Here is a 15,587-nt window from a genome sequence, read left to right as displayed (position 1 = left end):
CTCAGCGGCGGGGCTTGACGTTGAGATAGGCCATCAGCGCGTCGAGGATCTGTTTCTGATCCTCCACCCGGCCGTGTTCGACCTCGATGTTATAGTAGTCGCCCAGCTTATTCAGCTTCACGTGGAAGGAAAACGAACAGTCGTTGGTGTTGGTGCGCACGTGTTCGTAGATCATGTTGATCCCCTGCGCGCCCAGGTATTTGGCCAGCTTCTGCGCGTCGCGGTTCTGATCGAAGGGGACGGTGCCCGCCGTGAGCACGGCATTGTCCTCGTCCGACAGGCTGCCCTGCGGATTGGGCGACATCAGGCCCGTCATCGTCGCGCTGGACCGGCGGGCCGAGATATGGCCCGCGCCCCCTGCCCCGGCATGGCCGTTGTCGTTCGAATGCATCGTCAGCACGGGATAGCGGCGGTTGAAGTGTTTCTGAATGGCCTTGGTAAAGCCCGGCGCCGGCTGGTTCACCATGTTGCGGCAGGGGGCGGTGATGCCCCGGGTGGCGCCGAAGTTTCGGTTGGGATCCTGTTTCTGGAACGACCGGCTTTCCCCGGTCTCAAGGGCGATCATCTTGCCGCCGTAGCGCGACACGGAATACAGCGCCGCGTCAAAGGCGCTGTCCTCGTTGTCGTGCAGGATCGCCCAGACCGGACCGCGCGGGCTGCGGCGGTTTTCGATCACCACCATGTGCCAGGGCCTGCCGTGTTCGGTAAATCGTTCCTCGGTGATGCAGAGGTTCGGATCGACGTCGAAGGCGCCGGCATTGCGCGCAAGATCCCGGTCGCGCACCGCAGATGGTGCAAGACAGACAGCCGAGGCCGCGACGACCTGCGTGTCGATCTCGGCCGGGCGCAGGCGGGGGCGGATGCCCTGCGTCAGCGCGATCAGGGTCGGAGAGGCGGGGGCCAGCGTGGGCTGCGGATCGACCGGAGTGGCCGTCGATGCCTCGGCGGGACTGACTTCGGCCGCCTCGGTTTCGGTTACCACCTCGGGCGCGGTGACCGTGGTCGTAGTCTCCGCCACCTGCGGCACCGGCAGCGGGTCCGGCTGCGGCGCCTCGATCCCGACCGAGATGTCGGCCGCGGCCTCCAGGTCGGCCTGCGGAAACAGGCTTGCCGCCGCCGATCCGGCCGCGCCCGGGGCGGCGGGCTGTTTCTGGAACAGGCTGGCCGAGGATTGCGCAGCGACGGGCCAGGCCGTCACGCTCAGCATCAGCGCCGCAAAGGCGGTGCGGGTCATGGGCGACATTCTGCGCTCCCTTCTGCTCTGGTCTGCCGTCGACTACATCTGCAGGCGGAAATATCCGTTGCCGCAGTAGCCGGAATACATATGGGCCTCGGTCAGCGGGCCGTCGATGGTGAAGGGCGTCTTCGACCGGGGGCTCAGCCCGGTGCGGTCGATGCTGACAAACCCGTTGGCATCGACCGACCCGGTAAAGGTGCGCCCGTCAGACCAGAAGCGGATCTGGCCATCGGTGATCTCGGCCGTGAAGCTGTAGCGGTTCAGGCATTCCTTCGAGGGCGACCGGCGGCCGCCATCGGTATAGCCGCGCCAGCCGGAGTAGCTGCCGTTGAACCGCGCGGCCGGGTGGGCGGCAGGCGTGGCCGCCACCGGGGTCGAGGCCGTCAGATCGGCCAGGTATTCCTCGACCTCGGCGCGGTAGGGGTCGGTCATGGAGGCGCGCGACAGGTAGGTCTGCAGGCAGTTCACCGTGTCCTCCTGCCGGGATTGCGGGCGCAGCTGGCGTTCGGCCTCGTCGATGCAGGCCAGCAGCGCGTCATAGCTGCCGTCTCCGCCCGTGCTGCCCGAGGTGCTGACCTGCGCGATCTTGGAACCGGCGGCGGCGTTCCCCAGTTTCTGCGCACGTTCGTACCATTGCTGCGCCTTCTTGAGGTTCGGCCCGCCGTGCGCCCCGGCCTCCCAGGCCTCGCCGATCTGGAACGCGGTGTCGCCGTCGTTCCACTTGGTGAAGACCAGGTCATAGACATCGTCGGGCTGGACCCGGCCCGCCTGCCCTTCGGGGATCGACCGGGCGTGGTCCAGCAGAGCGCGGGGGCTGCGTTCGATCTGCACGATCCGGCGGTAGGCATCCGTGGCCAGATGCGCGGACCCCAGTTCGTCGTAAAGCGCGGCAATCCGGTAGAGGGACGCCACCATGTCGGGCGCCGCGATCCGCTGCATCTTGGTGGCGCGTTCGTACCAGGTCAGCGCCTGGTTCAGATCGCGCGTCAGGAAGCCCGCGTTGTCGCTGGAATAATAGTCGCCCAGACGGATCGCCGCCTTGGGATAGTCCGAAATCGCGGCATTCGACAGCAGTTCGACCGCCTGCTGCCAGTCGGTCTGCTGTCCCGTGGCCAGCAACAGCTCGGCCCGTTTGAAGCCCAGCTCGTAATCGGTCGGACGGGCGTTCGAGGCCGCCTTGCAGCTTTCCGTGGCCGCCGCCAGATCGGCCGCCGGGATGTTCGTGTTGCCGAAGCTGAAGTTGCGGTAGACGCTTTCACAGATGCCGATGTGATGCGCCAGTTCGGCGGGCGACAGGACCCGGCAGGCCTCGGCCTCGCGGGCCTGGGCGGTGGCGGCGTGGACCGATCCGGGGAAGTTGCGCAGGTAGCTGCGGTAGGCGTCGCAGCTGTTGGTCGCGGTGGTGCTGTCCCAGTTCAGCGTGGCGATGCGGGCGTCGATCGCGGTGCGCAGGGCGGTGCAGCGGAAATAGGTATCGCGGTCGGCGCGCAGCTGCGTCAGGTCGGTGATGCCCGCCAGCGTGGCCTGGACGGGGGCGTTTTCACAAAACCCCTCGGGCAGGTCGCCGCCGCCCGAGGCCACCTTCAGCCCTTCGCGGCCGGTGCAGCGCGGCACGCCGTTGACCATGACCGAGGCCAGGCAGAATTCCTTGTTCTCGGAATTCGAATAATCCAGCTTGTCCTCGTAGACCGGCTTCTGGCTGTGGCCGCCCGCGCGCGTGCGGGCCATGGTCGTGACCTCGCCCTGCACCTGGGAATGCAGGTCGCTGAGGCGGATCGACGGGTTCGACGACAGCTGGCTGACCAGCACGCGGGTATAAAGTGACAGGTGCACGTCGTCCTGCGGGCCAAGCGAGGCCAGAGAGGTCTGGCCAGAGGACGCCGAATAGAACATCGCCGTGCCTTCGATCTTGGCCGGCACGAAGCTGTCCGACCGGCCCACGGATTTGGTGCCGTCCCCGGCGGTCACCGGCGAATTGCGGCAGGCGTCGTAGAAGACGACCACGCCCTTGGGCCCCGCGCTTTTGATGATGCCCAGCACGTCCTTGTTGAAGTTCACCGACCGACGCTTGAACAGCAGTTCCTTCGCGGCGGCGTTCGGGGCCGAGACCTCGGGGTTCATGTCGACGGGCACGACATAGTTCGACGGGTCATCGTCAAAGCTGATGCCGTGGCCGGAATAGTAGACCACGACCGAACTGTCGCGCGTCAGGGTCGAGGCGAAGAACAACACTTGTTCTTCCAGCGTGTCCTTGTCGCCGTTGGCGATGACCTTGATGTTCTGGGTCGGGTACCCCATCCCTTCGAACAGCTTCTGGATTGCCTTGGCGTCGTTTTCCGTCACCGGCAGATCGCTGATCCCGTCGTGTTCGTATTCGGAATTGTAGATGATCAGCGCGTGGTTGTCGCCCGACAGCTCACGCGCGATCGGGCCGGTGACCTGCACCTCGGAGAAGTTCTTGAACAGGACGGCCTGCGCCATGACGGGGGTGGTCAGGGCGATCAGGACAAGGGCAAGGAGGGAACGGATCAGGGTCATCATCGTCTTTCTTCGGGCGTGCCGTCAGCTTGGCTTCTGGCCCCATTGGTTGGCAAGATATTGCCCATAAGCCCAGCCAATCGTGCCGGAGGCGTGTCTTACAGAGCACCACCGCATCTTCCAGCCCTTGACGCGCTGGCAGTCGCCGACCTGGATATTGGTGGCATCGGGGGCAAGCTCTCCGACAATCGGGAATTCGGTGCCGGGACCGGTCCGGACATTCAGAAGCTGGTCCATCGGGTGATCCACGACGCGGTAAAGGCCGGTGTGGGTGGCATTCTGCACGGTGCGGCCTTCGCCCAGGTACTTGCCGAAGGCCCAGCCGCTGGCACAGCCAAGCGACACGCGGCACCATCCGTTGCCCTGGCAGCCATGCACCGTCACGCCGGTATCGTTGAAGGCCAGTGCGCCGACCGCCTTGGACGACGATCCGGCCGCGGCGCGGATGTTCAGCCAGTCGCCGGTCGACACGTTCTGGACCTGCCAGGTGCCGGTCGGTGCGGGACAGGCGGCATAGCGGCTTTGCGGCGCCGAGGGACGCGCCGGGCTGTAGGCCGCGCCGCGCAGCTGCGCGATACGCTGCGCCGTCACCTGCCCGACGCAGGACGGGTTAAGCCCGCAGGCATCCCGCACCCCGGTCCGCCAGGACGACTGATCGGCGTTGTTGGTCCGGTTCTGGGCGCGGGCCGTCACGAAGACCTCGTTCAGCTGCTGGTCCAGGCGGCCCAGTTCATAGTTGTCGCAGATCGCGCGTTCGGTCGGATTGAGCGACGCGCCGCCGCGACACCACGACGGCTGATACAGCGACTGCATCCGGCTGAGGTGCGCCCGCACGGCGCTGGCATGTTCGCCCGCCGGATAGAGGTTCAGGTATCCCTGGTAGGCCTGCTGGGTATCGGCCGCCTGGGCCTGCGCGTACATCTGCGCCGCCTGCGCCTGGCGCGAATTCACCGCCGCGTTCTGGATCTGGGCGATGCGGGCTTCGGCCAGCGGACGGAACTGCCCCTCGGGGTATTGTTCGATGTAAAGCCGGATCATCTCCGGATCGTCCATGTCCTTGACCGAATTCCAGAAGGCGGCTTCGGCGGCGACAGTGGCCTGATGCTCGGCCTTGCGGTCTTCCTCGGCCTGCAGCGCCGCCATCAGCTTGTCGACCCGCAGCCGCGCAATCGGGGCGAAGAAGCCCTGCGGATAGAGATCGAGATAGCTTTGCACCTCGCGCGGGTCTTCGCTGTCCTTCACGCTTTCCCAGTACAGGCGTTCGGTGTCGGCCTTGCCGCCTGCGGTCACGCCCGGCGTTGCGGGCGCGGTCGAGGTGGTCGAGCCACCGACCGCCGCCTGCTGGACCTGGCCGCCGCCCGGCGTCAGGATCTCGTCCCGGCCGGTGCAGCGGGCGACGCCGTTTACCGTGACCGTGGCGAGGCAGAATTCGTTGTGATCCGACCGGGAATAGTCCAGCTCGTCCTCGAAGACCGGGTGCTGCCTGTGCCCGCCGGCCTTTTCACGGGCCAGCCGGGACACGTCGGACTGCACGACCGCATGAAGGTCCGACAGGCGCATGGTCGGGTTCGCCGCCAGCTTGGTCACCAGAACCCGGGTGTAGACCGACAGGTTCGCATCGTTTTCACTGTCGAGCGCGGCAAGCGAGGTCTGCCCGGCGCGGGCGGAATAGAACATCGCCGTGCCCTGGATCTTGGCCGGCACGAAGCTGGCCTCGGCGCCCACGGCCTTGGTCGCGTCGTCCGTGGCGATCGGGGAATTGCGGCAGGCGTCATAGAAGACGACCACGCCCTTGGGGCCCGCCAGCTTGATCGTGCCCAGAACGTCGTCGTTGAAGTTGACCGCCCGGTCCTTGAAGATCCGTTCGCGCAGGGACCGTGCACCGCCCTGCACCTGCGGATCCAGATCCACCGGCACGATGTAGTTGCGTGCATCCCCGGCAAAGCTGATGCCGTGCCCGGAATAGTAGACCACGACCGAACTGTCGTCGGTCAGCCGCGCGGTGAAGTCGAAGACCGCGCGTTTCAGGTCGTCCTTGGGCGCATTGTCGACCATGGTGATGTTGCCCGGCGGGTAACCCATGCCGACGAACAGCCGCCGCACCGCCTGCGCATCGTTGGCCGTGACCGGCAGGTCGCTGATGCCGGGATGGTCGTAGTCCGAATTGAAGATGATCAGCGCGTGGGAATTCACGCTGGCCTCGGCGGTGACGGCGCCGGTGACCTGCACTTCCGAGAAGTTCTTGAACAGGACCGACTGCGCCTGCGCCAGCCCGGGAAGGGCCAGCGCGGCGGCGGTCAGCAGGGCGGAAAACAGGCGCATCACTTACTCCTTCACAATTCTCCTCGGGTCGTCACTTGCATTGGCCGTTGGCATCCAGCCGCGTCCGGTCCTCGGTGATCGAAAAGCGCACGGTGGCGGTGACCGGGGCCAGCGGGTCGTCGTCGGTCACGGTCGGGGACTGGCGCTGTTCGAAGGTCTGTTCCGTCACGTTGGACACGATCTCCGAGAAGTTCTTCGTCCGACCCTGCGTGGCATTGTACTGCTCGAGCGTCTTGAGAAGATCCGTCCCCAGTTCGGCATAGCTGCCGAAGCCAGGATAGCAGTTGATCGCGATATCCACGCCCGAAGACGGGGTGTGCGACTGCAGTTCGCGCCCCGGCTGCGGGATCTGGCGGACCTCTCCGGGCATCAGGATGGGCGCGCCGATGGCGGCTTCGGACAGGCGGAAGAAAGTGCCTGCGCGGGTGTCAGGATAGATCACGTCCAGCAGGCAGGCGCGGTCGGTCTGCACCGTGAACCGCGCGCCTTCGCAGACCTTGAGGTGCGGGTTCTCGACCCGGACGGTCAGGCCATGGCGCTGCGGGGCAGCGGCACCCGGCTGGGCCGCGATGGTGCGCGGCGCCGGGGCATGCTGCACGGCGGGCGCGGGCGTCGGCACGTGGGTGACCACCGGGGCCGCGGCCACATGGGTCGGCTGATAGCTGGCGGTCTGCGGCACGGCATGGCCAACCTGCGGGCGCGGCGTGGTCAGGTACAGGGCCGCCGCGACGATCTGGAAGCTTTCCTCAACCTCGTAGCGTTCGACCAGCCCGCGCCCTTCGATATCCGCGAACCAGGCATGCAGCCGGTCCTTCGCGGCCGAGAAGGGCAGCGTCTTGGCGCGGTCCTGCAATTCATCGAAGGTCAGGCCGAATTCGGCGGCCAGCAGATCCTTGTCGAGCTCATCAAAGTACTTGGCGATGGTGTTGGTCACCGGTTCGTGGTGGTACCGACCCGGACCTTCAGGAATGGTGTAATCCCCGCCGGACTTCGCCAGCGCGTCGAGATAGCGGTTGGTGTCCTCGGCATAGGCCTCGCGCAGCGCGTCGTCCTCGGCATAGATGTCGCGCACGATCTCAAGCGTGACGCGGTCGATCCCCTGCGCCTCGACGGCGTCGCGGATCTGGTCATAGCCCTCGATCGGGCCGTTCAGGTGGCAGGTCATGCAGGCCGACCCGTTGGAAATCGTGGCCCCCGAGACCGGGCTTTCCCCCTTGAAGAATACCACCGAGGTCGGGCCGTCGGGGATGAAATGGCCGGGGCCGTCGGTCAGGTAATAGCCCTGCATGCCGTTGGGCAGGGTAAAGATCATCTCTCCGCCGTCGCCATCGAAGACGTGCTGTGTGGGCGGGAAGGCTTCGCGCGGACCAAGCGGACTTTGCTTGAGCCGCTTTTCCGAGGCCACCGCCCGGTCGAAGTCATACGACACCCAGTAGTAGCCCCCCGTAGGCTGGACCAGCCGTTCGATCAGGCGGTTGTTCTGGCTGACCCCCGACCCGCCTTCGAGGAACCCGGCGCGCATCACGTCGCGGCGCTGGATGTCGCCGATCCGGTCGACGCGCAGAAGGTGGCTCTCGAACTCCTGCACGGTGTCGGGCAGGTTGAGCATGAACTTGTAGGCGAAGGGTTCGCCCGCGTTCGCGACGAACCAGTCGCCGCGCATGATCGGGACCGAGGTGCCGGTGATCTGCGCGATCTGGGTCAGGTTCTCGTCGCGTTCAGCGCCAAAGGGATCAAGACCGTAGGGATAGGGCAGCGCCTCCTCAAGCCCGGGGATCTGGCCGGCGATCAGGGCTTCCCACTGCTGGTGGGTCCAGCCGTAATCGCGGATGTCGATGGCATAGACGCCCATGCCGTCCGCGATCGGTTCGACCTTGGTCACCTTCGGTTCCCACGACAGGGAATTCACCAGCTTGTTCAGCCCGGCGAGATAACCGTTCATGTGCTGTTCGAAGAAATCGTCCATCGACTGGCAGGGCAGCTGGCCGTTCTGCAGGTGCCGGAAGGTGAAATAGCGCATGAAGGGCCGGTCGTTGTCGTCCTGCGCGACAAGGTGCTGCTGGACGGCGCGGTTCTCGGCCTCGAACGTCATGTGCATCCGGCTGCCGTCGCGCGGCGGGTCGATCTTTTCCGCCGTCAGGAAGGACTTGTCGACGGCCAGGCCCGCGATCCAGTCCTCGACCAGCTTGCGGTCGCTGTCAGAGGTGGCGTTGCCCGGCGGCATGGTCGAGAGCGAGCGATAGAGCGCCGAGGTCGATGGATCGCCCGGGCTCACCAGAGAGGTGTCCGAGGCCACGCGCGAGGCCGAGGCCAGCACCGCCTTGGACGCGGCCGAGGCGCCGCGCACGTGGCAGCTTTTGCACTGACGAGCAAAGAAGTCGTCGACGGCCGAGGTCAGTTCGGGCGAAGCGTCCGAAACCGGCGACTGCGGCGCGTCGCAGGTCATCTCGACCACGGGTTTCGGCAGGTCCTTCAGGTCGGCAAGGTATTGATAGATGGCGATCCGGTCGGACTCATCGGCCTGCCCAAGCATGGCCGACACGCGCGCCATGGTGCCCTGCACCGGCGTCTGGCCGTCCAACCCCGTGCCCCGGGCGATGATGTCGTGGAACCCGTCCGGTCCAAGCGGTGACAGCGCTGCCTTGGTGATGTCGCCCGCGACCTCGCCCAGGGGGCTGATGCCGCCGGTGTTGGCCTGCGTGTCCTCGAGGATGAAGGCCGAATTGCGCGGGGTGTGGCAGGCGCCGCAGGCCGCGACGCCTTCGGTCAGGTACTTGCCCCAGGCGACCGCATCGCTTTCGCTGTCGCCCTGCCCGTCATAGGCCGCCGGTTCGAACGAGAACCGCCAGGGTGTCTTGCCGAACAGCCGCCGGGTCAGCAGGATCGAATGCGGTTCCGAGGCGCGGTCGGACTTCGGCGCGCTCTGCTTGATGTATTCGAACAGGTCCACGACGTGTTCGGGCTTCATCTTCGCGTAGAATTCATAGGGAAACAGCGGCATGTACTGCCCGCCCTCGGGCGAGGTGCCGTGCAGCATCGCGTTCAGGAAATCGCCCCGGCTCCAGTCGCCGATCCCGGCCGAGGATCCGGTGATATTGGGCACGCGGATGGTGCCGAAAGTGGGGCTGTCGATCTCCATCCCGCCGCCAAGGACGGGGGCTGCCGGATCCAGCGTCGCGCCCTTTTCAAGGTGGCACGAGGCGCAGGCGCCGACCTCGAACAGGCGTTCACCGCGCGCCAGATCGGGCCGGTAGCTGTCAAAACTGGTGTCGTCGAAGCCCTGCGCCGCTGCGGGCAAGGCCAGGGACATGACAAGAAACGTGGCGGCAAGCTGCTTTTTCATAATGAATCCGTGCGGTCTGAACGAGTCGACAATAAAAACCTAAACCGAAGACTCAAAACACTTTAGGCAGGAATACCCCACCTTTTTCCCTCGTGACGACAATTGTCATCTTACACATGTCCGTGTTTCCAAGCGCGGGTTGTTGCCATGGATTGCCCCTGCGGCCGAATCCGCTGGAACTTGCCGATGGCGAGGCTAGGTTGAAGGCGATGCCTTCCCTGCCGCGAAACACCCGCTGATGACACTCCGCCTTCCCGCCCTCCGGGCCCTGTTTCTGGCCGGATTGGCCGTCTCCGCCATGCCTGCGCTGGCCGCCGATCTGCGTGTCACCGCGCCCGAGGATCTGGACGATGCCGTGCGCGGCGCCTCGCTGACTGCGACGGCCCTGAACGAAGGCCGCGTGCAGCCGCAGGATCTGGTCGCGGCGGCGCAGGCGGATTACGCCCGCGTGCTGGCCGCGCTTTACGAACAAGGGTATTTCAGCGCCGAGGTCCACATCCGGGTCGATGGCCGCGAAGCCGCGTCGCTGGACACGCTGCGCCCGCCGACCGCCGTCAACACGGTCGAGATCGCGGTGACCCCCGGCCCTGCCTTTACCTTCTCCGAGGCCCGGGTGGCCCCGCTGCCACCGCTGACGTCGCCGGTGCCGGGCTTTGCCCCGGGCGCGCGGGCCGGCACGGCCGTGATGCGCGAAGCCGCACAGGCCGGGGTGGAAAGCTGGCGACAGGTCGGCCACGCCAAGGCCGAGGTCACGGACCAGCAGATCACCGCGGACCACCGCGCCACCACCGTCGCCGCGCGGTTCGGGATCACTCCCGGCCCGCGCCTGACCTTCGGGCGCCCCCGGATCTCGGCCGACAGTGCCGACAGCAAGGTCCGCCCCGAACGGATCCGCGCCATCGCCGGCATCCCCGAGGGCAAGGTCTTCAGCCCCGAGGAGATAGACAAGGCCGAACGCCGCCTGCGCCGCACCGGCGCCTTCCGTTCGGCCGTGGTGAGCGAGGACGAGGCGATCGGCCCCGGCGACACGCTTGGCACCGAGATCGCGGTCGAGGATGCGAAACAGCGCCGCTTCGGCGTCGGCGCCGAGGTCTCGACCGTCGAAGGCCTGCGGCTGACCGGATTCTGGATGCACCGCAACGCCTTTGGCGGCGCGGAACGGCTGCGGTTTGATGCCGAGGTCGCGGGGATCGGCGGGCAGACCGGCGGCATCGACTATTCGCTTGGCGTCACGCTGACCCGGCCCGCCTTCCGCCACCCGGATGCGCAGCTGACCTTCGGCGCGATCCTCCAGCGCGAGGACGAGCCGACCTATCTGACCGACCTGCTGGAAGTCTCGGTCGGGGTCGAGCGGATCCTGACCGACCGGCTGACCGTGACCGGCGAGGTCGGGCTGCGGATCGCCAAAAGCCGCGACACCTTCGGCACCCGCGATTTCCGCCACCTGCTGTTCACCGCCGGGGTCGAATGGGACAACCGCGACAGCACCTCGGATGCGACCAAGGGGGCTTATGCGGATATCGAGGTGACGCCCTTCGTCGGCCTGTCCGGCTCGGCCTCGGGGGTGCGGGCCACAGCCGATCTGCGCGGCTACCGGTCGCTTGGCGAACGGTTCGTGCTGGCCGGGCGGATGCAGCTTGGGTCGGTCATGGGATCGTCGATCGCCGCCACCCCGCCGGACTTCCTGTTCTATTCGGGCGGCGGCGGCACGGTGCGCGGCCAGGGCTACCAGTCGCTTGGTGTGGGCACCGGGCCTACGCGCACCGGCGGTCGGTCCTTTGCCGGGTTCAGCACCGAGGTGCGGGCCGGCATCACCGACAACATCGGCGCCGTGGCCTTCGTGGACTATGGCTATGTCGCGGCCTCTCCGTCGTTCGACGGCGGCAACTGGCACGCGGGCGCGGGCATCGGCGTGCGCTACAAGACCGGGATCGGCCCGGTGCGCGCCGACCTGGCCGTGCCGATCACCGGCAACAGCAAGAGCGTCAGTCTTTACGTCGGCATCGGGCAGTCCTTCTGATGATACGGATCCATACATATCTCTGCGCGGCCCTTGTCGCGCTTGTCCTGGCCTTCGTGTCGGCCGTGCCGACGCCCGTGCGGGCACAGGATGACGATGGCCAGGGCTACCTGGCGCGGTTGTTGCAGGACACGCTGTCGGATGCCGGGCGGACCGTGCAGATCGAAGGCTTTCGCGGCGCGCTGAGCTCTCGGGCGACGCTGGACCGGATGACCATCGCCGATGACGACGGCGTCTGGCTGGAACTGACCGGCGCCGTGCTGGACTGGAACCGGTCCGCGCTGCTGCGCGGGCGGCTGGAAGTCAACGAACTGTCGGCCGAGGCGCTGACGATCACCCGCGCCCCCGCGGGCGGCGGGTCCGAGGCCGAGGCCTCGGGCTTTGCGATCCCGGACCTGCCGGTGTCGGTCAACGTCGGCAAACTGGCGATCGGGCAACTTCGCCTTGGGTCGGACCTGCTGGGCGAAGAGGCCGTCTTTACCTTCGACGGCAACGCGCTGCTGGATGACTCCCACCTGGCCACGACCCTGACGCTGGACCGGGTGGACCGGGACGGACGTATCGCGGTCGAACTGGATCTTCAGCCAGAAGAGAACCAGCTGGTGCTGAACATCGCCGCCGAGGAGCCCGAGAACGGCATCACCGCCCGGATCCTCGACCTGCCCGGCCGCCCTGCCCTGTCGCTGAACGTCGACGGATCGGGCCCGCTGGACGACTTCACCGCCGATATCCGCCTGACCTCGGACGGGGCAGACCGGCTGGCGGGCAGCGTCACGCTGCGCGGGGACGAAGAGGGCGCACAATCCTTTGCTGCGGATGTCGGCGGCGACCTGACCGCCCTTCTGTTGCCGCAGGCGCGCGAATTCCTGGGCGATGATGTCCGTCTGACCGTGCAGGGCGCACGTACCGCCGATGGCGCGCTGTCGCTCGACCAGTTCGCGCTGAAGGCCGCGACGGTGGATCTGACCGGCTCGCTCGATACCACGCCCGACGGCAAGCCCGCGCGCTTTGACCTGACCGGCGTGATTGCCGCTGCGGACGGCGCGCCTGTCGTGTTGCCCTTCGGCACCGACCTGTCGCTGCGCCGGGCCGAGATCGCAGCGCAGTTCGACGCCGCGCAGGGCGACGACGTGTCGGCGCAGATCACCATGGCCGGGTTCGCGCAACCCGGCACCGCGATCGAAAACGGCACGCTGACGCTGACCGGCACGCTGGACACCGGCACCGCCCCGGCGGTCGATCTGGATATCGCGGCCGAACTGGCGGGCGTCAGCTTTGACGACGCGGCCATGCAGCAGGCGCTTGGGGAAAACATCACCGCCCGGACCCGCGTGACCTGGGCCGAGGGCGCGGATCTTGAAATGCGCGGGCTGGACCTGCAGGGCACGGGGTATCAGGCGCAGGTGGATGCCACGCTGACGGCGGGCGGCGGCACCTCGATCCTGACCGCAGCGGGGCGCGCCGCGCTTGAGGACCTTGGCCGGTTTGCCGATCTGGCGGGCACCGACCTGCTGGGCGCAGCGGATGCGACGTTCGACCTGTCCTATGACCTGCTGGGCGGCAGCTTCTCGGTCACTGCCACTGCCGCGACCACGGATCTGGCGCTTGGGATCGACCGGCTTGATCCGGTGATCGGCGGCAACGCCGCGCTCGAGGTGGCGGTGGCGCGCAGCCCCGAGGGGATCACCATCGACACCTTCAGCCTGACCAATGACCAGATCGCGCTGGCGGCCTCGGGCACGGTCGACAACGCGGACGGGCGGATCGACTATTCGGCGCGGCTGGCGAACTCGGGCGCGTTCATGGGTGTGGATGGCGGGCCGATCGAACTGACCGGCGTAGTCGCACGCAAGGAAGACACCTTTACCATCACGCTCGACGGCGGCGGAGAGGATCTGGCCACCGGGATCGCGCAGGCGGATGCCCTGCTGCGCGGCGAAGTCGATGTCTCGGCCCGCGTGCTGCTGAACGATCGCATCCTGCTGGACCGCGCAACGATCACCACCCCCGCGATGGACATCCGCGCGGAAGGAGAGCTGACCGCCGGCGCACGGCAGGTCACCGTCACCGGAGAGCTGTTCGACAGTGGTGATCTGACCGGCACGCCGGGCGGGCCGCTGACCGCGACGGTCACGGCGCGCGAAAGCGACGCGGGTTTTGTCGTCACGCTGGATGGCACCGGGCGCGACCTGAAGACCGGCGTGGCGCAGGCCGACCTGCTGCTGCGTGGGCGCACGCAGGTGACGGCGCAGGCGGTGCTGGGCGATCTGATCACGCTTAACAGGCTGGACATCGCGAACGACGCGGTGACCGCCCATGCCGAAGGCGACCTGACCGAAGGCCGCCGCGACGTGACCCTGACCGCGCGTCTGGCCGACAGCGGCCTGCCGCTTGGCGGCACCGGCGGTCCCCTGGAGGCGACGTTGCGGGCCGTGCAGGACGGCGAAGGCTACCTGCTGGATCTGGACGGAGAGGTGCAGAACATCGGCACCGGACAGGCGCTGGCCGATACGCTTCTGGCGGGCACCACGCAGGTTGCGGTGCGCGGCCGGTTGGACGGCGCGCGGCTGCGGCTGGACAGCGCCACGGTCGATGGCCGCACCGTCACCGCCCGCGCCAGCGGCGTCGTGGCCAGTGGCGATACCGCGCTTGATTTCTCGGCCCGCCTCGCCTCTCTGGCCGGGGTCGTGCCGCAGGCGCCCGCGGGCCCGGTGTCCGCCAGCGGGTCGGTGCAACAGGGTGAGGACGGCGCGCTGACGCTGAACGTGACGGCCGAGGGGCCGGGCGGCACCAATGCGCGGGTCACGGGCCGGGCCGGGCTGCCGGGCGGCGCGGTCGATCTGGACATCACGGGCACGGCGCCGCTGGCGCTGGCCAACCCCTATATCGCGCCGCGCAGCGTGACCGGCACGGCCAGCTTCGATCTGGCGATGACCGGGGCGCCCGGGCTCGATGCGCTCAGCGGTCAGGTCACGCTGAACGGGGGCCGCGCGTCCGAGCCGGGGCTGGGGCTTGTGGTCGAGGATATCACCGGCACGGTCGCGCTGTCCTCGGGCCGGGCGCAGCTGGACCTGCGGGCAGCGATGAACGGCGGCGCGCTTAGCCTGAATGGCCCCGTCACGCTGTCGGGGGCCTATCCGGCGAACCTGACCGCGTCGCTCGCCAACGTGCCCTTCACGCGCCCGGGTCTGGTGACCACGACCCTCAACGGGCAGGTGACCGTGTCGGGCGGGCTGACCGGCGGCGGCGTCATCGGCGGACGGATCGGCCTGTCGGGGACCGAGCTGCGCATTCCCTCGGGCGGCTTCGGCGGGGTCGAACCGATCCCCGACATGCGCCACGTCAACGAAGACCGCGCCAGCCGCACCACCCGTGCCCGCGCCGGTCTGACCGACGGGGACGGATCGGGCGGCGGCAGCGGGTCGGGCAGCGCGCTTGGCCTGAACCTGCGGATCGAGTCGACGGATGCCATGTTCCTGCGCGGGCGCGGCATCGACGCGGAACTGCGCGGCGGGCTGACCCTGACAGGCACCACCGCCGACGTGCAGCCGGTCGGCCAGTTCGACCTGATGCGCGGTCGGATCGACATCCTGACCAAGCGGCTTGAGTTCACCGAAGGCCGGGTGCGGCTGGCGGGCGGGTTCGACCCGATCGTGCGGCTGGTCGCGGAAAGCCAGTCGGGCGAATACGTGGTGCAGATCATCCTGGACGGGCCGGTGGCCGAACCGCAGGTCCTGTTCACCTCGCGCCCCGAACTGCCCGAGGACGAGGTGCTGTCGCAGCTGTTTTTCGAACGCGACATCACGTCCCTGTCGCCGTTCCAGGCGGCGCGGCTGGCCCTGGCCATCGCGGAACTGACCGGCAAAGGCGGCGGCGGCGTGGTGGGCAAGATCCGAGATGGCGCGGGCCTTGACGACCTGGACGTCAGCCAGACCTCGGACGGGGAAACCGCCCTGTCGGCGGGCAAGTACATCTCGGAGAACGTCTATACCGAGGTCGAGGCGACCAGCGGCGGCAAGACCAGCCTGTCGATCAACCTGGATGTGACGCGAAGCCTGACGGCCAAGGGCAAGGTCGGCTCCGACGGGGATTCAAGCCTCGGGCTGTTCTTCGAAAAGGACTACTAG

At 67.7% G+C, this 15,587-nt stretch carries 6 protein-coding genes; 2 read left to right on the top strand and 4 right to left on the bottom strand.

The features are described from left to right. Position 1: 1 nt before the first annotated feature. Genes E4S58_RS01565 through E4S58_RS01550 form a run of 4 tightly spaced genes read right to left on the bottom strand, consistent with a single transcriptional unit; the run spans position 2 to position 9,440 of the window. Positions 2-1,243 carry a hypothetical protein gene (locus tag E4S58_RS01565; RefSeq protein WP_136634567.1) on the bottom strand — a complete coding sequence of 414 codons (1,242 nt, stop codon included), beginning with the start codon at positions 1,241-1,243 and terminating at the stop codon, positions 2-4. A gap of 33 nt (positions 1,244-1,276) precedes the next feature. Then, complete coding sequence (locus E4S58_RS01560; protein ID WP_169052573.1) at positions 1,277-3,775, bottom strand: caspase family protein; 2,499 nt, start codon at positions 3,773-3,775, stop codon at positions 1,277-1,279. 24 nt (positions 3,776-3,799) lie between these two features. Continuing rightward, positions 3,800-6,097, bottom strand: coding sequence for a caspase family protein (locus E4S58_RS01555; RefSeq protein ID WP_136634565.1), 2,298 nt, complete (start codon positions 6,095-6,097; stop codon positions 3,800-3,802). Between the two features lie 31 nt (positions 6,098-6,128). Beyond that, the gene (locus E4S58_RS01550; protein ID WP_136634564.1) at positions 6,129-9,440 is read right to left on the bottom strand and encodes a c-type cytochrome; all 3,312 of its coding nucleotides are present in this window, start codon (positions 9,438-9,440) and stop codon (positions 6,129-6,131) included. Between the two features lie 238 nt (positions 9,441-9,678). On the opposite strand from E4S58_RS01550, the gene E4S58_RS01545 reads away from it, so the two are divergent. Continuing rightward, positions 9,679-11,460, top strand: a complete 1,782-nt coding sequence (locus tag E4S58_RS01545) for an autotransporter assembly complex protein TamA (protein WP_136634563.1) — start codon at positions 9,679-9,681, stop codon at positions 11,458-11,460. Beyond that, entirely contained in the window at positions 11,460-15,587 is a 4,128-nt protein-coding gene (locus tag E4S58_RS01540; RefSeq protein WP_136634562.1) for a translocation/assembly module TamB domain-containing protein, read from the top strand. Before E4S58_RS01545 ends, E4S58_RS01540 begins: the two co-directional genes overlap by 1 nt.

Origin of the sequence: Pseudooceanicola onchidii (assembly GCF_004959925.1) — a bacterium.
Lineage (GTDB): Bacteria > Pseudomonadota > Alphaproteobacteria > Rhodobacterales > Rhodobacteraceae > Pseudooceanicola > Pseudooceanicola onchidii.
The sequence above is the reverse complement of the archived record's forward strand: the minus strand, read 5'-3'. Positions and strand labels throughout refer to the sequence as shown.